Genomic DNA, 17,331 nt, shown 5'->3' with positions numbered 1-17,331 from the left:
TCGCCTGCAAACCTCCGTTCAAATTTCGAATGGCGTAGCAGGCTGATTTCCAGGCCGCCCCATATGGTCAGAGGGGGCGACCAAAAATTCTTTCACTAGAGCGCGAGACTCCACGTAGAATAAAGAGGCGGGAGAACGGGTCTCCCGTGCCGTCACAGTTTTCGAACTTCACTGTTGAGATGAGCGGCTTATCTTTGGAAAGAATATCGAGTTTCTTCTGCCGCATTATTCCGATCTGCCGAATGGCAGATCCGAAACTACCCCTTACCGCTGAAACGTGATCTTCCTCAGTCGGGGAGTGTACGGGCTGACGAATTCCTGATACTTGGCGCCCCTCGCACGGATGCCGTCGAAATGGCCCATCTCCGCCCCCATCAGGCTGGCTGCTTGCGCCTTCTGTTCCGGCGTCATCTTCGCGGCTTCACCGAACTGATTGATAAAATCCGCCATCAACTGCTCCAGTTCGGACGGCGGAATTGAAGCAATGAAGCCGGTCATCGTCTGGTCGAATGCCGTTTTCCAACTCTGACGGGTGAAACCGGCGGCAGCGATCAAGCCGGTGGCTTCGTCATCGATCTGAAACCATTCTTCTGCGGCCTCCGCGTCGTAATAGACGGTGCTACCGGTTTCGGTGACGAGCTTCTCCAGTATGGTGACAACCTGCCCCGCCTCCCGACTATCGAGAGCGGCGGCGGGCAAAGCATACGTTGCCATGCCTACCACCAACAGCAGCCTGATCAGTCTCTGAAGGCGACTTTCGCATGGGCTGGCCGCCCCCGCGTGTCCAGTGTTTCTCAGTAGCATTCTTGCATGACCCCTGCCTGCGCCTTGGCCGACTGACTGCTGGCGACCATGTTGCCTGCGGTCGAAGCGACCTGGCTGGCAATCATACCGCCGCGCCCACCGAAACCGCCGAAACCTCCGACCATACCGAGCGCACCACCCAGCATCGCAGCATTCGATTGCTGCTGGACCGCTTGCGCGCAAGCATCTCTCTTCGTCGTGGGCCGCTTCTTCTGCATTCCGGCTGTGGCCACCGCCGTTTTTCCGCGCGCCGAGGTCGTTGCTTCCGTTTGTGAAGAGGTTTGACTGCATCCGCCAACGGCAAGACAAAGCAGTCCGATAATGACGAACTTCATGATTATTCCTGATTGCTTTATATTTGGTTGAACCCGTGCTCCAGCGGATGTACTAAAATCCCTGGAGCAGTAGACTTGCCTAATCTACTTAAGGGGAGAAATCGGGGTGCGCCCCGTATGTTCATAGGGGGCGCAGAAAAAAGCGATCACTTACACCGCCGAAAGCTCAAATTGCTTCGCTTGTGAAAGATCGCTCAGATGAATATTTCGGATGGCCGCATATTCTGGTTACAGTCATTAGTGGCGCTTGCCCTGCTTCTTGCGCAGCCGGCGTTTTCGAAAGACCTAGCGCCGCTGAGCGGACAGGTGCTGCTTTCGGTGACGGGAAAGATCGAAAAGACGAATGGCGCCGGCGCCGCACTTTTCGATCAGGACATGCTATCGACGTTTCCGGCGCACCGAATTGAAACGCATACGCCTTGGACTGATGGGATAGCCCGTTTTGACGGCATTCTGCTGAAGGACGTGCTGGCAGCGGTTGGAGCGAGAGGCGATATACTCTTCGCGCAAGCTATCAACGGCTACAGGATCGCGTTTCCGATCTCCGATGCCGAGGAATACGGCGTACTGCTTGCAATGCGCATGGACGGGAGGACGTTATCTCGACGCGACAAAGGACCGCTGTGGATCGTTTATCCGCGAGACGATATCGCCGAAATTCGTGACGAGCGCTATGATTCCCGATGGGTATGGCAGCTCAGTACAATAGAGGTTCGATGAATATTCTGGTCAGCAAGCGAACTGTCACGCGGTTAACCATAGGGGTCGTCGTCGCCTGCGCAATACTGCTGGGCCTGGCCCTGCACCGATTGATGGAAGCCGAAAAGGATTTGGCTAACTCCGTCGGCGAAAACGTTTTGTGGCTTATTTCCCAGGTCCATTATGAGGACCATCGGCTTGCACTGGCCATCGAGGCCTGGAACCGAGGCAAGCGAGCCGATACGGACGTCGAGCAACTTCACCTTCATCTCGATATGGCCGTCAGCCGTCTTGCGCTTCTCTCCGAAGGGATGCTGGGAAAGGTGATCGCCCGAAATCTGGGAAATGAGCCAATCGAGACAGCAACGGCCCACCTGAAGGCTTTTGAACAGGCGCTGAAGGCAGCAACCCCTTCCAGAACCGCTATTCCACAATCGGTTCTCGATAACCTCTTGAGCGATGCCGCCATGTTCAGAAGCGCGGCCAACGACATCATGATTGCCGAACGTAACGCCGTCGCAGGACAGCGAGAGAAATACAGGGGCATTCTTCTGGAAGCCAGCATCGCCGTCGTTCTGATTTTCGGCTTCGGGATATTTATCGTCATGCGTCTGGTGGCAAGCCTGCGTTCCGTTGCCCTTGCTGAAAACAAACTCCGGCGCGACCGCGACTTCTCGCGACTCCTGCTCGAGTCCAGCGGAGACGGAGTGGCGGCCTTCGATCTGGAGCTTCGGTGCACACACTGGAACTCCGCCATGAGCGCGATGTTTCCCGTTCCCGGCGGCAAAGAGATCGTCGGCCAGTCCATTCAGAAAGCCTACTCGTTTCCTGACGATCACACGATCATGAAACTGATGCGCCAGACGCTCGCGGGCGAGAGCCTGCACATGCCTGCACATGCGGTTCCCAACAGCAGCCGCTACATTGAGAAATTCTCCTATCCGATCAGATCGGAAGACAAGATCGTCGGCGGAATCCTTTTCTTTCGGGACGTGACCGACGCGTTCGGTGCCCAGCTCGAACTCGTCAAGCACCGGGACCAGCTCGAAAGCATCGTTGCGGAACGAACGCGCGATCTCGAAGAATCCCTTGCACGGGAAACCGGCCTGCGTGAGCTCTACAAGGGCTTCGTGTCGATGGTATCGCATCAATTCCGAACCCCTTTGTCGATCATCGATGCCAGCGCCCAGCGGATCATCCGCCGCGGCAGGCAAATGACGGAAGAGGAAATCCATGAGCGCGCGGGCAAGATCCGCTCGGCGGTGCTGCGGCTCACCCGACTTGTATCGAGCACGCTCAATGCCGCGAAGGTGGACGCCGGACAGATCGATGTCGATATTCGGCGTTGCGACCTCGCGAAACTCATCGTCGAAGCTTGTGAGCGTCAGAAGGAGACATCGCCCAACCGGATTTTCCGAGTCGAACTGGATCAATTGCCGGCATGGACCTCGTGCGATCCGCTCCTGATCGACCAGGTGGTCGCCAACCTGCTTTCCAACGCCGTCAAGTATTCGTCGCCGCCCCACCCGATCGATGTCTCGGCAGAGGTGGATCACCAGTTGGTACGCATACGGGTCAGCGACCGGGGCGTCGGTATTCCCGAGGAAGAGCGCGACAAACTGTTTGAACGCTTCTTTCGCGCAAAAACGGCCGTCGGCGTTGAAGGGACGGGCATTGGCCTGCACGTCGCACGCACCATTGCCCGCATGCATGGTGGCGACGTGGATGCTTTCGAGCGAGAGGGCGGCGGCTCAACCTTTGTTCTCACCATACCCAGAGAGGAAGTGCTAGCAGCATGAACGCGGATCAACTTCCCACCCCGGATCCGGAATCCGGTTGCCAAAGAACTGTCCTGTGCGTGGAAGATGAAGCCGAACTTCGCTCCGATATTGTCGAAGAGCTCGTTTCGGCGGGCTATCGCGTGGTCGAAGCCGGTAACGGACGGGAAGCCCTTCTTGAGCTTGAGGCGGTGCGTCCTGACCTGATTTTGTGTGATATCACCATGCCCGAGCTTGGCGGTTACGAATTGATGGCCCAAATCAGGGCTGATCGTCCGGACCTCGCCGAAGTACCCTTCGTCTTTCTGACGGCGTTGGCTGACAGAGCCGAGGTATTGAACGGCAAAAATGCCGGCGCGGACGACTATCTGGTAAAACCCGTCGACTTCGATGACCTGCTCGCAACGATCAAATCACGGCTCCGTTTAGTCGATCGCGTTCGCGGATCGCTTCTGGCTGATCTACAGCTCGAACAGCAGCGATTGATCGAGCAGGCGGTCAAGGACGGTGAAATCACTCTCGCCGCCCTTGCGGCGGCTCTGGACCGCCTTTCGATTGGCATATTTATCATCGAAGAATCCGGCGAAGTGCGCATGACGAATGAAGCGGGTCGTCACCTGATCGGAAAGGGCGACGGCCTGTCTCTGACGGCGACGGGACTGGTGGCCCGCACCGCAAAATCCTCGCAGCCCTTGAAGTCAGCTCTTGCGACCGCTCTACGAGAGGTTGGAAACAGCCACACGATTGCCGTCGAAAGACATGAAGGCCATCCTCTTGTCTTGCAGATTTCGTCACTCGGTCTTCCCGGCAGCAACGCTCGCCATGCGGTAGCGCTTGTAGTGGACCCCGACAGGCAGGCCGATATCTCTGCTGAGGTGTTGGCTTCGCTGTTCGGATGCACGTCGGCTGAGGCAAGACTCGCTGCTGCCTTGGTGGCTGGCAAACGGCTTGAGGAAATCGGTGAGGAGTTCGGCGTGAAGCCGACCACCATCACCTATCATCTGCAAAACCTGTTCCAGAAAACCCACACGCATCGGCAGGCGGACCTCGTCGCTTTGCTGATACGGGCGACAATTCCACTCTCCCTGAACGCGTGACGAACTGCCACGCGCCCTCCGTCCGAGCGAGGGCGCGGCCAATCCACCTTGTCAAATCCCCAATCCCCGTTGCCGCCCCAACTGCCACGACACCGATCCACCCTGCACGACGCCTGCGACTTCGCGGCCGAGCTGGCGATCTATGACCGGCCGCCACGGGACCATCGTGAACTCATGGCTCTGCTCGACCAGCGCGAACTTGCCGCTTGATAGCTGGACCGTCCCGGTGAACTTGCCGGAGACGGTCTCGCCATCGGCGGCGGCGCGGAACGGCAAGCACTTCGTCGCGGCCAGCTCGCCACCGACACGGGCGACCTCGCGCTCGCGCAGCGTGGCCAGCAGATTGCGCCGATAGGCGATGCCGCCATTCGGCTGGCGAACGGCATCGCCCTGGGCGATGTGATGCTCCCGGCGGCGGTCCATCGCATTGCGCACCTGTTGACCAAAGCCGGACGGGGCGAGATCCGATGTCTCGGCCGAGACCAGCCGCCGGTCGAGCCAGGTCGCGCCGTCCGCGCCGATCTGCTGTTCGAGGCGCGCGGTCGCGAGGATGCGGATATTGGCCTGCCGGTTGCGGCCTGCGTCATAGGCGGCGGCGCGGGCCTCATAGTCTTGCGGGATGCGCCATTGGTCGGCGTCGATCCGCTCGGCGATCCCGGCGCGGCGCAGCGCCTCCAGCCGGCGCACATGCGCATCGACATAGCCGTCATAGTCACCGCCCGGCACGCGGCCCTCGAACTTCGCCTGTTCGAGATGCCGGCTCGGCCGATAGATGCCGCCTTCGGCGATCGTCGCAATGGTGCGGTCGGACGGACGGCTCGCGGTGTCGGGCGGGCCGATCTCGATGACGCTGCCGATCCGGGCGTCGACGACACGGGCCGGGTCGATGCCGGCGACATGGTGCGTGCGGCCGTCGATGCCGTCGACCACGACGGTCAGGTTCTCGCCCAGCTCGTCGGTCAGATATTTGTCGACGACACGGCCGACGATCGGGACTTCGGGCGCTGCGTCGTGAATCTGGAAGGTCATGGGGTCGCGCTCCAGCCCATCGGCCTTCAGCGCTTTGTGCATGTTGCGGATGATGTCGCCGTGCTCGACAGCGAAGTCCATCTTTTCCAGCTTGGCGAGGCGGCGCAGGTCGAGGAAGCGGTCCTCGGCTTCCTCGGTCATGGCGCGGTCGATGCGGGTGAAGCGGTCCTGATCGACTTCGGCCGAGAGCTTGCGGCTCTGCTCGATCTCGGTGACGGGACCGAGTTCGAGCAGCGCCAGATCGCTCGCCCGCTCGCGGATACCGTTGGCGAGATAGTCACCGTTAATGACGAGGTTTTCGCCGAGATCATCCTTACCGCGCACGATGAGATGGACATGCGGGTGGCCGGTGTTGTGGTGATTGACCGCGACCCAATCGAGCTTCGTGCCGAGATCGGTTTCGACCTGGGCCATGAGATCGCGGGTATAGGCCGTGAGGTCGGAGAGGTCCGCGCCGTCCTCGGGCGAAACGATGAAGCGGAACTGGTGGCGATCGTCCGCGCCGCGCTCGACGAAGGCAGCGCCATCGGCGCGATCCTCGGTGGCGGAATAGAGCTGGCCGCGCTCGCCGTCGCGCGAGGTGCCGTCGCGCTGGATGTAGCGCAGATGCGCAGCGGATTTCCCGTTCTTGCCGGCGCCCTGAACGTAGCGGGTCTTGACGATGACACGGCGCTGGCCACGCGTGCTGTGCTTCCAGCCGCCCGACAAGGTGCGGGCGCGCACGAAGGCCGCGCCGCGTCCGTGCTTCAGGCCCGGCCCGCCATTGGTCCGCGAAGCCTTGCCGCCCTTGGCGGTCGCTGCCGATCTAGAGCGCGGCAACGATGACGCCGCCGAACGCGATGGAGCATTGCTATGTTGGCGGGCGATCTTCTTCGCCTGCGTGAGAAAGCTCTTGGCCTTGCCCACCTTTGGCGTGTCGGCGCGGATGCGGCCGGGTTTCGGCCTGAAGCGGAATTCGTCGTCGCCAGTCATGGACAGACCACCGGCCACAAATGCGGAAAACCGCTCGATTTCCGGCTAGAGTGCCGGTCAAAACCCCGCAAATCCAAGGGATTGTGAACGACCGCGGCACGCGGGCTCGAAAATGAAGGTGCCGCCAGCGCCGCCCCCAAACAGTGTGCAGACAAGGGCTTGCCCCGAAACCGCCACCGCATGGTGCCGGTTTGCTTTATCTTGCCCTCCGCCTTTCTTTCCCTTTTTGCCCTTCCAGCCGGGAACTCAGCCAGGTGACCCCTTGCCTGACTGCATACCGGGAGCGGACCGAAAGCGCGTGGAGACGCCATGCTCATAGCGCATCTCCATTGCTCGCACGGGCCACGAATATGCTGCCGTCCTGCGGCTCCTGATCGACGGAATCGCGCAGAGGAACGGTTGCGCGGACATCGCTCGACGGCTGATTGGCCGCCGCCGAATTGCCGCTGGATTGCGCAACGAAGAGCGGAGCTTCGCGCCAATCCGGCGGTGGCGGCGGCACAATCGTCGGCACATCAGGCGCAGTCGCATGCCCAAGAAGCGGCGCGAGCGCGGCGACATAGGCGCGCGTTTCTGCGGGCAAAACGCGGCCCGTCGCCAGATGCTCGTCATAGCGACCGGGACCGGCATTGTAGGCGGCAAGCATGGCCGCAACATTGCCGTAGCGGTTCCACATCTCGCGCAGATACGCCGTGCCTGCGAGGATGTTATCGCGCGGATCGTAAGGGTCGCGCCCGAGACCATGGCGGCGGCGCAGGCCCGCCCAGGTATCGGGCATGACCTGCATCAGTCCCATCGCGCCCGCCGAGGAAATTGCGCGCACATCGCCCGCACTCTCCACGCGCAGCACGGCCCGAATCCAGTGCTCTGGAATGCCGAAGCGCTGTGACGCCTCGGCAATGAAAGCAGCATGGGTATGCACGGTGACAGGCGCGGGTTGCGGCGTGATCTGCGCGATGGCCGGCATCGAGCCGCTGCCAGCCGACAGCAGGGCCGTGAAGAGAAGGAGGGCGCAGGATCGCATGATCTCAGTCCCGATCTTCGCGGGGCTTTGGACGGCTCCAGTGTAGCGACCATGACGAGCCTGCATCGTCATCGCGGAACAGGTTGGCGCGGATCGGCTGCGGCAAGGCGGGATCGTCAAGCAGTACCGAGAGATATTCGCCAGCCTTTTCGCCGGTGCGTTTCCATGCAGCACCGACCTCCGGCCCGTCATGTTCAATGAAATGGACGCGATAGTCCGGCGCATTCTCCGCATCGGAATGTTCGGCGGGCACGATGACGAGATCGCGCTTCATGGTGAGCGTGACGAGCTGACCGGCGAAGCCGGATGCGTCACGCGCGAATTGACCGATCTGTGGCATGGTATGTCTCCTGTGTTGGTGGATTTGGCGTGAGTTCAATGCGTGACCGCCCGCCATTCGTAGCGGCCATCGCCTTCCTCATCGGTCCAGAGCGGAAGCGCCCGGCCGATGATGGAACTGGCGGGAACAGGTCCGAAGTAACGGCCGTCGAGGCTGTCCCCAATGTCCCAATTCATGAGGAAGAGTTCACCGTCGCCGATGATGCGGCAGCCCTGCCGGACTGGCAGATCGCGGCCCATGCGGTCGCGCTCCAGCGCGTCCCCCATCTCGACATTATCGACGGCAATAGTCGCACCGTGGCGGCAGACGCGCTGTCCCGGCAGGCCGAGGACACGCTTCAGCAGCGGCACGCCACGTCCGATATAGCCGCGTTCGACCATGAACCGTTCCAGCGGTTCAGGCGGCATGATGACGACCAGATCGGGAACTTCGAGCGCATCGGCGGGAGCAACTGTGTAGAAGCCGATGGGCGCGCTGGCAGTCGCATTCCAGATCAGCCGGGTTGGCAGATCGGCAACAGCCGTGGCGACAAGCGTGCCGACGGCCAGCATGGACACGGCAAGGATATGACGGCGGCTCATAGTGCGATCCTCCGGCGGCTGATCCACGCGGCATGGCGCTCGGGGGTGTAGGGGTTGGGTTCCTGACCGGCACTCAAACGGTTGTGGACGTGCCGCCAATGGTCCGGCGCAACATCCGCCGGATCGACGCCAAGCGCGTCCACGGCATCAATCAGGGCCAGCACCCGCTGGACTTGTCGCCAGCCGTCGATACGCAGCAGGATCTCGCCGCCAGGACGAACGAAGGGCACGGTCTGGAACGGTTCGCCACGTCCGACAGCGCGCAGGATGTCGAGCCGCGAGACGATGGTGCCGTAATCGTTGGAGGCCCAGCGGACGAAGGCGAAGATGCTTTCGGGCGCAAAACCGATCAAACTGCGGCGGCGGTCGATGATCTGCTCAAAGCTCTTGTGACCGAAGCGTATCCATCGCTCGACCTTCTTCTTCTGGAAGGTCAGTTCGACCAATGTGGTGAACGGTGCAGGCCCGTCCGCCTGCGGATGTTCATGCGCAGCGCGCACGGTTTTGCCGGTCATGGCTGATCTCCTTCGATGGGTGGAAACTCGCGGACCAGCAGCTCGCGCAGCATCACGGCGACGGTGACGCCACGCCGGAAAGCGGCAACCTTGATGCGCCCGCGCAGTTCGGGCGCGATGTCGATGGTCAGGCGGGCGGTGAACGCCTCCGTAGCCGTCTTGCCGGTTGCCGGCGCATCGGCGGCTCTGACCCAGCTATCGGGATTGCCCGGACGCGATGCGAAGCCGGATTTGACGGGCGGACGTGTCATGGCACGATCCTCCCGACACCGAGGCCATTGATTTCGGCCGCCAGCGCTGTGACCTCCTGTGCGGCCCGTTCGCCGCCATCTGTCTCCAAGACCAGCCGTCCGGTCTGTGCGGCTTCGGCGAAGGCGACACGCTGGCCGACCGTCGTGGCCAGCAAGGGCGGATCATGTTCGGCCAGTGTCTCTGCCGTTTCGCGGGCGATGACGGTGCGCGCACCGCATCGGTTCAGCAGAAAACGGGCGGACAGCTCCGGGCGATAGATGCGGGCTTCGTTCAGAAGCGCCAGCATCTCGGCCGAGGCCCAGCCGTCGAAGGGCGATGGCTGCACCGGGATCAGCACCAGATCGGCTGCAAGCAGCGCAGAGCGCATCAGACCGGCGACACGAGGCGGGCCATCGATGACGACATGATCGGCGTCACGCGCCAGCTCCGGCGCTTCCCGGTGCAGCGTATCGCGGGCCAGGCCGATGACACTGAACAGCCTTGGCAGCCCTTCATGGCTGCGCCGCTCCGACCAATCGAGTGCGGAGCCTTGCGGATCGGCATCGATCAGGATGACCCGCTTGCCTTGCACAGCCCAGGCTCCGGCAAGATGCAGCGCCAGCGTGGTCTTGCCCACGCCGCCTTTCTGATTGAGGAGCGCGACGATCATGGCTTACCCCGCCCTGGTCGGCGGGAAGTGGCACTGGCACCGTGCCTTTCATGCGCGCGCATCAAAGAAGAAAAGTTAGATTCTATGTTAGATTCTAAGTTAGCAGCCGGATTCTTCTTTTCATTCCAGAGACTTAACTGTGGTTCGTGCGCCTGATGTGCCGATAGTGCTGCGCCTGATGTACCGATACCCTTTGCGCCTGATGTACCGACGGCATCCACAATTTTATCCACAGGCACTGTGGATGGATTTTCAGGGCGGATTCGCAGTAGTTCACGGCGATCTTCGCGCAGGATCTTGAGCTGGTATCCGGGCAGCGGCTGGCGGGCCGCAATGCGGCGCAGGTCCAGCGCAAAGTCCGATGGCCGGGCCATGCTGCCGGATTTCTGGTGGAGGTGCGCAACCTCGAACAGCCAGCCATGCGGCTGATGTCCGGCATGTTTACGGGCGACACGGTAGAGCCAGCGCTCGATACCGCCGGTCAGCCGGAAATAATCCGGGTCGATGGTCAGGACCAGCGAACGGTCAAGGACGCTGTTGTAGAACCACTCGGGCAGGACAAACTCCATGCCCTCGACGCGACCGTCGCGCGTGGTCATCTCTTCCCATTCGTTGATCCAGGAGAACTGGCGGCGGCGCCAATGCTTGCCGTTACGGATCGTCGTGGCGACGACCGTGGATTGCAGCCGGGCAAGCGCTGCCTTCAGCAGCATGTATTGCCGGTTTCCGGTGTCGCGCCCGATGGCGCGCAGCAGATGATATGGAGTGAAGCGGAAGAAGCGGGATGTCTTGAGGCCGCTGTTTTCGGCGGCGACGATCTGGCTTGCAGCCCAGATCAGCACATCAGCATCCCAGATCGTCGCCATTCCATGTTCGGGCATCCCGAACACCTGCACCTCGACATCGGCGGTCTTGTAGAGGATGGGCTTCGTGCGCGGCGTCTTCGCCAGCGAGAAGAAAGGCCGTTCCATCAGATCGCGCTGGTCGCGCGGACTGGCATCGCCGGTTGCGACCACGAAAGGATCGAGGTGGCTGCGCTCGCTACCGCCTTCTCTCCGGAAGGCGTCAGGGTGATCGACGCGCCGCATTCAGAGCTTGCTCCGCTCTTCTGGCGTCAGGGGGCGCGCCGGAAAAACCGTGCCTGCGCCCTCGTCACTGGTGGATTTGCGCGTGCCGATGTCGGCCCAGGACTGAAGATCCTCGACGGTATAGAGGACGCGGCCGCCGATTTTGCGATAGGTCGGACCAGTCCCGTAGGTCCGGTGTTTTTCCAGCGTGCGAAGAGAAATTCCGAGGAAACGTGCAGCTTCCTGAGTGCGCAGCATGCGTGGCGGCATTTCCGTGTTGCGGCGCTCGGCCATGAGATCACCTCCGGTTCGTCAGGTTGATGCGGCTGCCGGAGACGGCGGCGCGCTATGGCGAACCATGGGAAGTGATCGGCGGCGTGTAGCGTGCCGCATTTGTGTGCATACGCAGACGGCACCCCCGAAGGGGGCTATGTCAGCGCGAAAAGACGTGAGATTTCAGCAGCTCAGGGAGACCGATGCGGATTCGCTCAAGACATCCGCGCGCAGTTCGGCTATGAATGCAGATGGAGCAGACGCACTGCTCCGGGGCTTAGTAACCCCTGTTGACGGTTGGTGTCGGCCGTGACGGCACCACACTCCTTGACCCTATGGTCGGGGAGCCTGTGGCGTATGCAACAGGCTTTCCAGCTAAAGGCCATGGGGCCGTTCAACACGGTTACTAACTCCCCGATCACCAGGAGTCAGAGAGTTTTATTGCGGGGGCGAACCGCAGAAACTCTTCTGAAAGAAGGGGAATGACCGTGAAAGCACCCGTCGAACTTGACCCCGATGTGGATGATCTGGCCCCGTCCGGCCATATCATCACTGCCTATGATGAGCAGCACTTTGTGACCTATCTGCGTATTCTGGACGCCAAGTCCGAGGAAGCCGACTGGAAGGAAGTGGCGCGAATAGTTCTGCACCGCGATCCGGCATCAGATGAGATGCGCACCCGGCGATGCTGGCAGAGCCATCTGGAACGCGCTCAATGGCTGTCGCGAGAAGGTTACAGGCAATTACTGGAACAGGCTGCGGCAAACAGGAATCGTTGAGATTGCCTCATTTGCCTTTTGATCGTGGAATCGGCTTGACCGGATAATGCAAAAGCAGCCGATAGCCCCCGCGCATCATCCTGATGCCGTGGGCAACAAGACGACGTGCCTTGTTCTTGCGCGGATCAGTCTCGAAATCTTCCTTGTTGCCACGGAAGCCGAGCAGGACTTCGGCAATGGCGCGATAGCTTTCACCGTACAGCCGTGCGTCCAGCGCCCGTAGCGACAGAAGGTGCCATTGCCGAAGCTGCGCTGGCATGACGCGAATACTCGGCCCCGGAGAGCGGCCTGTCAGGCACCGCCAGAGGCGGCGGGCCGCATCGGCGCGTAATTCCATGAACTCGTCCATAGGCAGGATTGCAGCATAGAAAGCCGCCGCATCGATCGCGCCCTGCGGCAGCCAGAATTGATGCTCCATCCCATCGATACGCCAGATTGCGTGCCAGCCATCCGGCGCGCGGCGCAGGATCAGGCCATGGAGATGTGCAAGAGCGACAAGCCGTCCGCCATCGGCGTCGTTCTGCTCGACCGGAGACAGAATAATGGCTTGCGGGTTGAAATGCGGCGACCAGAAAGGCGGTGCGCCGTCAGGCTGCGCGTCGGGGTCGTGTGCGAAATCGCACCCCCCAGCGGGAAGCAAAGGCGTCAACCTCATCTCCCGCGGGTTCTCTCCTCTGCGTGAGTCTCTCGACGTCACGGCGATAGTCTTCGTTGCGACGAAGATATTCCCAGGCGAAACCGGCGGGCGGAAGGTCTTTAATACGTTTATAGGCCGCCGGAGTACGCCAATCTATGCTCTGCATGGCGCGTGCTCCCAAAGCCGGACGGCACAAGGCTACGTCCGACTTGAAAAGGCTGCGGTATTGAATGGTTTTGCGGTAGCGTGTGTAACGCGATAAGTGGATCGCCTAACCCGATCAATCCATTAAAGAATCTCGTTAGCAATGTTGCGCATCGCATAGGAGGCTCCCTGACGACATTCCCGTGTCAGTGATCGAAGCCGAATGGCGGAAATGCGCGATTGCGTGGTTCCGGCGCAGCCGAGAGCGCGGCCGCAGGGCGACACCTTGATTTTTGACGCCATCTGAGCTAGGTATATCCCCGTTGAATATCCCGAAAGCAGGAGGCCGCCATGACCAGTTCAACCGTGTTCACCAGCAACCGCAGTCAGGCCGTGCGCCTGCCCAAGGCTGTAGCCTTTCCCGAGGATGTGCATCAGGTAGACATCCTGAAGATCGGCCGCAGCCGGGTGATCGTACCGCTGGGTAAACGATGGGATGATCTGTTCCTGAACGGCCCTCGTGTCAGCGATGACTTCCTGACCGAGCGCGAGCAGCCAGCGGCAGAAGAGCGCGAATCCTTCTGATGCTCACCTACATGCTCGATACCAATATCTGCATCTATGTGATGAAGACCTATCCGCCTGCCGTGCGAGAGAAGTTCAACGCTCTGGCGGATCAGCTTTGCATATCGAGCATCACGCTTGGCGAACTGCACTATGGCGCGGAAAAATCCGCACGACGCAGCGAGAACCTGGTCGCTATCGAACATTTTGTGGCGCGGCTGGACGTTCTGCCTTTCGGCGACAAGGCAGCGGCCCATTACGGGCAGGTTCGCGCCGAACTGGAACGCGCGGGAACGCCTTGCGGGCCGCACGACATGCAGATCGGCGCACACGCCCGCAGCGAGGGGCTGATCGTGGTGACGAACAATATGAAGGAGTTCATCCGCATGCCCGGCGTGCGCGTGGAGAACTGGGTGTAGCGGTTGCGGTGGGCGTGACGGCTTTCCTGCGGGTATGAGAAAGGCCCCGACATTGTGGTCGGGGCCTTTGTGCCGCGCCTCAGTCGCCGCGGCGACCGTTGGGGCGGGACCAGATGAGGGAGAAGGTGTCGCCTTCTTCGTCATCGAAGAGGTTGGCGTAGATCGGGGCGTTGAAGCTCGGATCGTCCAGCTTGAGGCTCAGATAGTCGCGGCCCTCGTTGGAGCGCTTGGACCAGGCGGCGCCGATTTCAGCGCGGCCGACTAAAACCCGGTGGCTGGGTGCGTTTTCGCCGGTGGCGCGCAGGTCGGGGATGATGCGCACGCCCTTAGCCTGGACGCTGAGGGTGACGATTTCGCCGGTGAAGTCGTTCGAGCCGGTCTTCTTGAAGGTGCCGATGGTTGCCATTTTAAGTCTCCGTTTTCCGTTTCCGAGCCCGCACCATTGCGGCCTCTATGGCGATCGACCGGCCGGAGACGAACGCTGGCGCACCCCCTCGGGGGCTAGACAGCACAGGAGGAACTTTCTTGTTCCGCGCGGAATGGCGGCTCTGCCGTCAGGGGAAGAAAGTTGTGACGACGCTGTTGCGCTAAAGCGGTCGAAGCGCATCGCGCTGCTCTTCGGCCAGATCAGGCCATTGAAGAGGCCGTTTTGAGCGGTCGAGACACGGGGGCTGAACGGAGATGTGGCAACCTTGAGGCTCCATCAGGATGACCTGACCGGCAACACCGGCCTTTCCTGTCACCCTGCGTCTCAGATCATGCGCATCTTTGCTTCCGGCCTGTTCCACCGGCATGCCACCACCCGCGGGTTCCCATCAGTCTGCACGCGCTGGTGCCGACCGTCCTGCGCTCCTATGGGCCGCGTCTGTGCCCCAGGTTGATCCGGTGATTGGCCGCTGTCTGTCACCATTTTCCTGACGAAGACGGAAGACGATCCGCATCCGCTTCTGGTCGCCATCAACGGATCATTGCGGTTCAGGTTCGTGCAAAGCCGCCGTCCGCGTGGTCGGTCGCCGCCATGCCCGCAACGCGCAGGAACGCCGTCACGCCCACCGCAACCGCTCCGATCACCGAGAAGATGAGTTGCCATGTCTCCGAGGGCATCATGTGCTTGACAATACCGAGCGTGGCGTAAAACCCGGCCATTCCCGCCGGAGCGACGAAGGCCAGAGCAATCAGCAGACGCGCCCAGATCGGGCGGATCAGCATGAGCAGGCCCTGACCAACAGCCAGCGTCAGACCGGCGGCGAGAAGACCAACGACGATGCCGCCGAGCCAGCCAGCCCCAGTATCATAGGCCCAAGCGCCTGCATTCAGGCCAATAAAGAACGGCAAAGCGAATACGGCGAGATTGAACAGCAGCCAGCATATGGTGCCGATGGCTGCGATGGAAACCAGGATTCCGAGAACGATCATGGTGGTGTCTCCGTGCAAAAGGTTGGACGGTTGCGCCTTCCACCACCACCACGGCGCAGCCACAGAATAGCAGCGTTTCTCTCACCGGGCGAGATGAGATGGCTTTCGAGGCGAGGCCTGTCCGAAAACTAGCAGTTTGAATGAGAAAGCTTATGCGTCTGGTGGACCAGTATCTGCTGCACCTCTACGATGACCATATCGTTGGGCGGAAGGATGCGGGTTAAAGTTTATGGCAGAAGTCGATTGGTCAGATCGGGCATTTTATGATGACGGCGAATGGGTAAGCTGGTCAGACATTGACGAACAGCTTCGCCACAAGGAATGGGGAGCGAAGTATCCTAACGCCATCCGATCAATGATCCCGTATTTTGAGGACCTGATCTCACTCGCTGAGAGCTACCATCTGGAGACTGGCCTGCATTTGTCCGTGTATGGCGACATCGGCGAATTGTTCGGGGCCATCACCTACGGCATTAAGTTGAACAAGACCTACGCACAGGGTTCGGACGGCAGGCTCGAAAACGATCATGTCGAAATCAAAACCATCACACCTTTCAAGACCAAGGACGTAGTGATGGTGGATACATCGAGGCATTTCAACAAGTTGCTCGTGGTCAAAATAAATGCGGAGTTCCAGGTCTCCGGGCGAATGGTCAGCCGCAAGCAATTGCCAAAGCGCTCAGGCCGTTATCTCCGGATTCGCTGGGAGGACCTGGCGCTCTTGCAGTAGTGCGCAATGGCATTATGCCGAACCGGCAGCGCTCACGCGCTGCCGGTCCCGAAACGATAGACCGGGATGCCCATCTTGCGGGCCTTGTCGGCCAGGTTGTCCTGAATACCTGTGCCGGGGAAGATGATGACCCCGATCGGCATCGTGGAGAGCATCTGGTCGTTGCGCTTGAACGGTGCTGCCTTGGCATGTTTCGCCCAGTCGGGTTTGAACGCGACCTGTGCGACCTTGCGGTTATTGGCCCAGGTTGCCGCGATACGTTCCGCGCCCTTGGGCGACCCGCCATGCATCAGCACCATGTCCGGGTGCTTGGCATGGACCTGATCGAGCTTGGACCAGATCGTCCGGTGATCGGTGGTGTCACCGCCCGAGAAGGCAATCTTTGGTCCGGCGGGCAGTAGTACCTCGTTGTCGGCCCGACGTTTTGCGGCGATGAAGTCGCGGCTGTCGATCATGGCCGAGGTCATCTGGCGATGGTTGACCCGTGAGCCGGAGCGTTGCGACCAGGGCGTACCGGTGGTGCGCAGATAGATGTCGGCGGCGGTATCGCGGAAGGTTTCCATGCTGTCGCGGCGCTCGATCAGACTTTGGCCCGCGCCGATCAGGGTTTCGAGCTGGACGGATTTGACCTCGCTGCCATCCTGTTCGCGCTGAAGGCGCTTCTGTGCCTGCTCGTTATCGTCGAGTTTGGTCTCGATCCGCTCGACAGCGCGGTGAAAGGTGTTGACGGTGGACCAGAGGATCTCGTCGAGGTCGAAATCGAGGCTGGTGTCGGCCATGGTGGAAATCAGGGCGTCGAAGATGTCGGAGACTGCGCCCTGGATGACGTGATCTTCGGGTGTAATTCGGGGATCGGCCTCGTCTTCGGAGGGACGGTAGCCGTAGAGTTCGAGTTCTTCGATGGCATGGCCGGTCGGGGACGTGCTGTGATCGGGTTCGAAATCGTCGTGCGCGTACATGGGATGCTTCCGTCAGTTGGACCGCGACCGTCGCGGCCTTCATGGCGAGACACGCCCACGGGCGCTCCGGTCTGGCAGCGCGAGCCTCTGGCGAGGGCCTTGATGGCAAAGCCCGGCTGATTTGTTTCGCGCTGTAAAGGCGGGCTTGCCCGCCGACGGAAATCAGTCGGGCGCCGCCATTGCCTGACCGGAGCGTTTGTGGGCCGATCGCCCTCTCGGAAGGCCAAGGCGCGGTCCTCTGCTGATGACAGGATGCAGCCTGTGCGCA

General features: G+C 61.1%; 24 protein-coding genes. 7 read left to right on the top strand and 17 right to left on the bottom strand.

Annotation, left to right across the window (positions count from 1 at the left end; genetic code table 11):
* Positions 1 to 264: 264 nt before the first annotated feature.
* Positions 265 to 714, bottom strand: coding sequence for a hypothetical protein (locus ABWW11_RS14435; RefSeq protein WP_313665909.1), 450 nt, complete (start codon positions 712 to 714; stop codon positions 265 to 267).
* An 80-nt stretch (positions 715 to 794) separates the two neighbouring features.
* On the bottom strand, positions 795 to 1,139 hold the full coding sequence (locus tag ABWW11_RS14430) for a hypothetical protein (RefSeq protein ID WP_313665908.1): 345 nt from the start codon (positions 1,137 to 1,139) through the stop codon (positions 795 to 797).
* 198 nt (positions 1,140 to 1,337) lie between these two features.
* Here ABWW11_RS14430 and ABWW11_RS14425 point away from each other — a divergent pair, with 198 nt between their 5' ends.
* The 3 genes from ABWW11_RS14425 to ABWW11_RS14415 are packed head-to-tail and all read left to right on the top strand — an operon-like array spanning position 1,338 to position 4,713.
* On the top strand, positions 1,338 to 1,859 hold the full coding sequence (locus ABWW11_RS14425; protein WP_319080642.1) for a putative pterin-binding protein: 522 nt from the start codon (positions 1,338 to 1,340) through the stop codon (positions 1,857 to 1,859).
* Complete coding sequence (locus tag ABWW11_RS14420) at positions 1,856 to 3,637, top strand: sensor histidine kinase (RefSeq protein ID WP_313665906.1); 1,782 nt, start codon at positions 1,856 to 1,858, stop codon at positions 3,635 to 3,637. The genes ABWW11_RS14425 and ABWW11_RS14420 overlap by 4 nt, the downstream gene beginning before the upstream one ends.
* The gene (locus ABWW11_RS14415; protein WP_319080643.1) at positions 3,634 to 4,713 is read left to right on the top strand and encodes a response regulator; all 1,080 of its coding nucleotides are present in this window, start codon (positions 3,634 to 3,636) and stop codon (positions 4,711 to 4,713) included. Before ABWW11_RS14420 ends, ABWW11_RS14415 begins: the two co-directional genes overlap by 4 nt.
* 51 nt (positions 4,714 to 4,764) lie before the next feature.
* Here the strand turns inward: ABWW11_RS14415 and ABWW11_RS14410 are convergent, their stop codons facing one another.
* The 9 genes from ABWW11_RS14410 to ABWW11_RS14370 form a co-directional block, all read right to left on the bottom strand.
* Entirely contained in the window at positions 4,765 to 6,156 is a 1,392-nt protein-coding gene (locus ABWW11_RS14410; RefSeq protein ID WP_502904876.1) for a DUF3363 domain-containing protein, read from the bottom strand.
* Between the two features lie 871 nt (positions 6,157 to 7,027).
* Positions 7,028 to 7,738, bottom strand: coding sequence for a lytic transglycosylase domain-containing protein (locus tag ABWW11_RS14405; protein WP_319080645.1), 711 nt, complete (start codon positions 7,736 to 7,738; stop codon positions 7,028 to 7,030).
* A gap of 4 nt (positions 7,739 to 7,742) precedes the next feature.
* Positions 7,743 to 8,078 (bottom strand): DUF736 domain-containing protein, encoded by a 336-nt coding sequence (locus ABWW11_RS14400; protein ID WP_066478904.1) that lies wholly within the window; start codon positions 8,076 to 8,078, stop codon positions 7,743 to 7,745.
* 35 nt (positions 8,079 to 8,113) lie between these two features.
* Positions 8,114 to 8,659, bottom strand: coding sequence for a S26 family signal peptidase (locus ABWW11_RS14395; protein WP_319080646.1), 546 nt, complete (start codon positions 8,657 to 8,659; stop codon positions 8,114 to 8,116).
* Positions 8,656 to 9,174 carry a DUF2840 domain-containing protein gene (locus tag ABWW11_RS14390; protein WP_319080648.1) on the bottom strand — a complete coding sequence of 173 codons (519 nt, stop codon included), beginning with the start codon at positions 9,172 to 9,174 and terminating at the stop codon, positions 8,656 to 8,658. The genes ABWW11_RS14395 and ABWW11_RS14390 overlap by 4 nt, the downstream gene beginning before the upstream one ends.
* Entirely contained in the window at positions 9,171 to 9,425 is a 255-nt protein-coding gene (locus tag ABWW11_RS14385; protein ID WP_066478912.1) for a hypothetical protein, read from the bottom strand. The genes ABWW11_RS14390 and ABWW11_RS14385 overlap by 4 nt, the downstream gene beginning before the upstream one ends.
* Positions 9,422 to 10,075 (bottom strand): ParA family partition ATPase, encoded by a 654-nt coding sequence (gene parA / locus ABWW11_RS14380; RefSeq protein WP_319080649.1) that lies wholly within the window; start codon positions 10,073 to 10,075, stop codon positions 9,422 to 9,424. The genes ABWW11_RS14385 and parA overlap by 4 nt, the downstream gene beginning before the upstream one ends.
* Positions 10,072 to 11,163: a replication initiator protein A gene (locus ABWW11_RS14375; RefSeq protein ID WP_319080650.1), complete on the bottom strand. Its 1,092-nt coding sequence runs from the start codon at positions 11,161 to 11,163 to the stop codon at positions 10,072 to 10,074. The genes parA and ABWW11_RS14375 overlap by 4 nt, the downstream gene beginning before the upstream one ends.
* A complete protein-coding gene (locus ABWW11_RS14370; RefSeq protein ID WP_204157982.1) occupies positions 11,164 to 11,436 on the bottom strand; it encodes a helix-turn-helix transcriptional regulator in 273 nt (90 codons plus the stop codon).
* 467 nt (positions 11,437 to 11,903) lie between these two features.
* Between ABWW11_RS14370 and ABWW11_RS14365 the strand changes: the two genes are divergently transcribed.
* Complete coding sequence (locus ABWW11_RS14365) at positions 11,904 to 12,194, top strand: DNA -binding domain-containing protein (RefSeq protein ID WP_319080669.1); 291 nt, start codon at positions 11,904 to 11,906, stop codon at positions 12,192 to 12,194.
* Between the two features lie 7 nt (positions 12,195 to 12,201).
* On the opposite strand, the gene ABWW11_RS14360 is transcribed toward ABWW11_RS14365, so the two are convergent.
* Together ABWW11_RS14360 and ABWW11_RS14355 are read right to left on the bottom strand one after the other, a co-directional pair.
* On the bottom strand, positions 12,202 to 12,849 hold the full coding sequence (locus ABWW11_RS14360; RefSeq protein WP_502904874.1) for a DUF2285 domain-containing protein: 648 nt from the start codon (positions 12,847 to 12,849) through the stop codon (positions 12,202 to 12,204).
* Positions 12,782 to 12,997: a transcriptional regulator domain-containing protein gene (locus tag ABWW11_RS14355; protein WP_082006073.1), complete on the bottom strand. Its 216-nt coding sequence runs from the start codon at positions 12,995 to 12,997 to the stop codon at positions 12,782 to 12,784. Before ABWW11_RS14355 ends, ABWW11_RS14360 begins: the two co-directional genes overlap by 68 nt.
* Positions 12,998 to 13,326: 329 nt before the next feature.
* Between ABWW11_RS14355 and vapB the strand changes: the two genes are divergently transcribed.
* Both vapB and vapC read left to right on the top strand, forming a co-directional pair.
* Positions 13,327 to 13,560, top strand: coding sequence for a type II toxin-antitoxin system VapB family antitoxin (gene vapB / locus ABWW11_RS14350; protein ID WP_258125091.1), 234 nt, complete (start codon positions 13,327 to 13,329; stop codon positions 13,558 to 13,560).
* Complete coding sequence (vapC, locus tag ABWW11_RS14345) at positions 13,560 to 13,958, top strand: type II toxin-antitoxin system tRNA(fMet)-specific endonuclease VapC (RefSeq protein ID WP_319080652.1); 399 nt, start codon at positions 13,560 to 13,562, stop codon at positions 13,956 to 13,958. The genes vapB and vapC overlap by 1 nt, the downstream gene beginning before the upstream one ends.
* A 79-nt stretch (positions 13,959 to 14,037) precedes the next feature.
* Here vapC and ABWW11_RS14340 read toward each other — a convergent pair whose 3' ends face one another.
* From ABWW11_RS14340 to ABWW11_RS14330, 3 genes are all read right to left on the bottom strand, one after another.
* On the bottom strand, positions 14,038 to 14,364 hold the full coding sequence (locus ABWW11_RS14340) for a DUF736 domain-containing protein (protein WP_319080653.1): 327 nt from the start codon (positions 14,362 to 14,364) through the stop codon (positions 14,038 to 14,040).
* 181 nt (positions 14,365 to 14,545) lie between these two features.
* The gene (locus ABWW11_RS14335) at positions 14,546 to 14,752 is read right to left on the bottom strand and encodes a hypothetical protein (RefSeq protein ID WP_319080654.1); all 207 of its coding nucleotides are present in this window, start codon (positions 14,750 to 14,752) and stop codon (positions 14,546 to 14,548) included.
* A 181-nt stretch (positions 14,753 to 14,933) separates the two neighbouring features.
* Positions 14,934 to 15,374, bottom strand: coding sequence for a hypothetical protein (locus ABWW11_RS14330; RefSeq protein ID WP_319080655.1), 441 nt, complete (start codon positions 15,372 to 15,374; stop codon positions 14,934 to 14,936).
* 229 nt (positions 15,375 to 15,603) lie between these two features.
* Here ABWW11_RS14330 and ABWW11_RS14325 point away from each other — a divergent pair, with 229 nt between their 5' ends.
* Entirely contained in the window at positions 15,604 to 16,104 is a 501-nt protein-coding gene (locus ABWW11_RS14325) for a hypothetical protein (protein ID WP_009450560.1), read from the top strand.
* Between the two features lie 32 nt (positions 16,105 to 16,136).
* Here the strand turns inward: ABWW11_RS14325 and ABWW11_RS14320 are convergent, their stop codons facing one another.
* Positions 16,137 to 17,063 carry a DUF2493 domain-containing protein gene (locus ABWW11_RS14320; RefSeq protein ID WP_319080656.1) on the bottom strand — a complete coding sequence of 309 codons (927 nt, stop codon included), beginning with the start codon at positions 17,061 to 17,063 and terminating at the stop codon, positions 16,137 to 16,139.
* Positions 17,064 to 17,331: the final 268 nt, after the last annotated feature.

Source organism: Brucella sp. NBRC 113783, assembly GCF_040372265.1.
Lineage (GTDB): Bacteria > Pseudomonadota > Alphaproteobacteria > Rhizobiales > Rhizobiaceae > Brucella > Brucella teleogrylli.
Note: the sequence above shows the minus strand (reverse complement) of the source record. Positions and strands in the feature narration are given on the sequence as shown.

Coding starts and splice junctions, on each gene's coding strand:
- ABWW11_RS14435 (WP_313665909.1), bottom strand. CDS start 714: ATGGCAACGTATGCTTTGCCCGCCGCCGCTCTCGATAGTCGGGAGGCG.
- ABWW11_RS14430 (WP_313665908.1), bottom strand. CDS start 1,139: ATGAAGTTCGTCATTATCGGACTGCTTTGTCTTGCCGTTGGCGGATGC.
- ABWW11_RS14425 (WP_319080642.1), top strand. CDS start 1,338: ATGAATATTTCGGATGGCCGCATATTCTGGTTACAGTCATTAGTGGCG.
- ABWW11_RS14420 (WP_313665906.1), top strand. CDS start 1,856: ATGAATATTCTGGTCAGCAAGCGAACTGTCACGCGGTTAACCATAGGG.
- ABWW11_RS14415 (WP_319080643.1), top strand. CDS start 3,634: ATGAACGCGGATCAACTTCCCACCCCGGATCCGGAATCCGGTTGCCAA.
- ABWW11_RS14410 (WP_502904876.1), bottom strand. CDS start 6,156: ATGGCCCAGGTCGAAACCGATCTCGGCACGAAGCTCGATTGGGTCGCG.
- ABWW11_RS14405 (WP_319080645.1), bottom strand. CDS start 7,738: ATGCGATCCTGCGCCCTCCTTCTCTTCACGGCCCTGCTGTCGGCTGGC.
- ABWW11_RS14400 (WP_066478904.1), bottom strand. CDS start 8,078: ATGCCACAGATCGGTCAATTCGCGCGTGACGCATCCGGCTTCGCCGGT.
- ABWW11_RS14395 (WP_319080646.1), bottom strand. CDS start 8,659: ATGAGCCGCCGTCATATCCTTGCCGTGTCCATGCTGGCCGTCGGCACG.
- ABWW11_RS14390 (WP_319080648.1), bottom strand. CDS start 9,174: ATGACCGGCAAAACCGTGCGCGCTGCGCATGAACATCCGCAGGCGGAC.
- ABWW11_RS14385 (WP_066478912.1), bottom strand. CDS start 9,425: ATGACACGTCCGCCCGTCAAATCCGGCTTCGCATCGCGTCCGGGCAAT.
- parA (WP_319080649.1), bottom strand. CDS start 10,075: ATGATCGTCGCGCTCCTCAATCAGAAAGGCGGCGTGGGCAAGACCACG.
- ABWW11_RS14375 (WP_319080650.1), bottom strand. CDS start 11,163: ATGCGGCGCGTCGATCACCCTGACGCCTTCCGGAGAGAAGGCGGTAGC.
- ABWW11_RS14370 (WP_204157982.1), bottom strand. CDS start 11,436: ATGGCCGAGCGCCGCAACACGGAAATGCCGCCACGCATGCTGCGCACT.
- ABWW11_RS14360 (WP_502904874.1), bottom strand. CDS start 12,849: ATGAGGTTGACGCCTTTGCTTCCCGCTGGGGGGTGCGATTTCGCACAC.
- ABWW11_RS14355 (WP_082006073.1), bottom strand. CDS start 12,997: ATGCAGAGCATAGATTGGCGTACTCCGGCGGCCTATAAACGTATTAAA.
- vapB (WP_258125091.1), top strand. CDS start 13,327: ATGACCAGTTCAACCGTGTTCACCAGCAACCGCAGTCAGGCCGTGCGC.
- vapC (WP_319080652.1), top strand. CDS start 13,560: ATGCTCACCTACATGCTCGATACCAATATCTGCATCTATGTGATGAAG.
- ABWW11_RS14340 (WP_319080653.1), bottom strand. CDS start 14,364: ATGGCAACCATCGGCACCTTCAAGAAGACCGGCTCGAACGACTTCACC.
- ABWW11_RS14335 (WP_319080654.1), bottom strand. CDS start 14,752: ATGCCGGTGGAACAGGCCGGAAGCAAAGATGCGCATGATCTGAGACGC.
- ABWW11_RS14330 (WP_319080655.1), bottom strand. CDS start 15,374: ATGATCGTTCTCGGAATCCTGGTTTCCATCGCAGCCATCGGCACCATA.
- ABWW11_RS14325 (WP_009450560.1), top strand. CDS start 15,604: ATGGCAGAAGTCGATTGGTCAGATCGGGCATTTTATGATGACGGCGAA.
- ABWW11_RS14320 (WP_319080656.1), bottom strand. CDS start 17,063: ATGTACGCGCACGACGATTTCGAACCCGATCACAGCACGTCCCCGACC.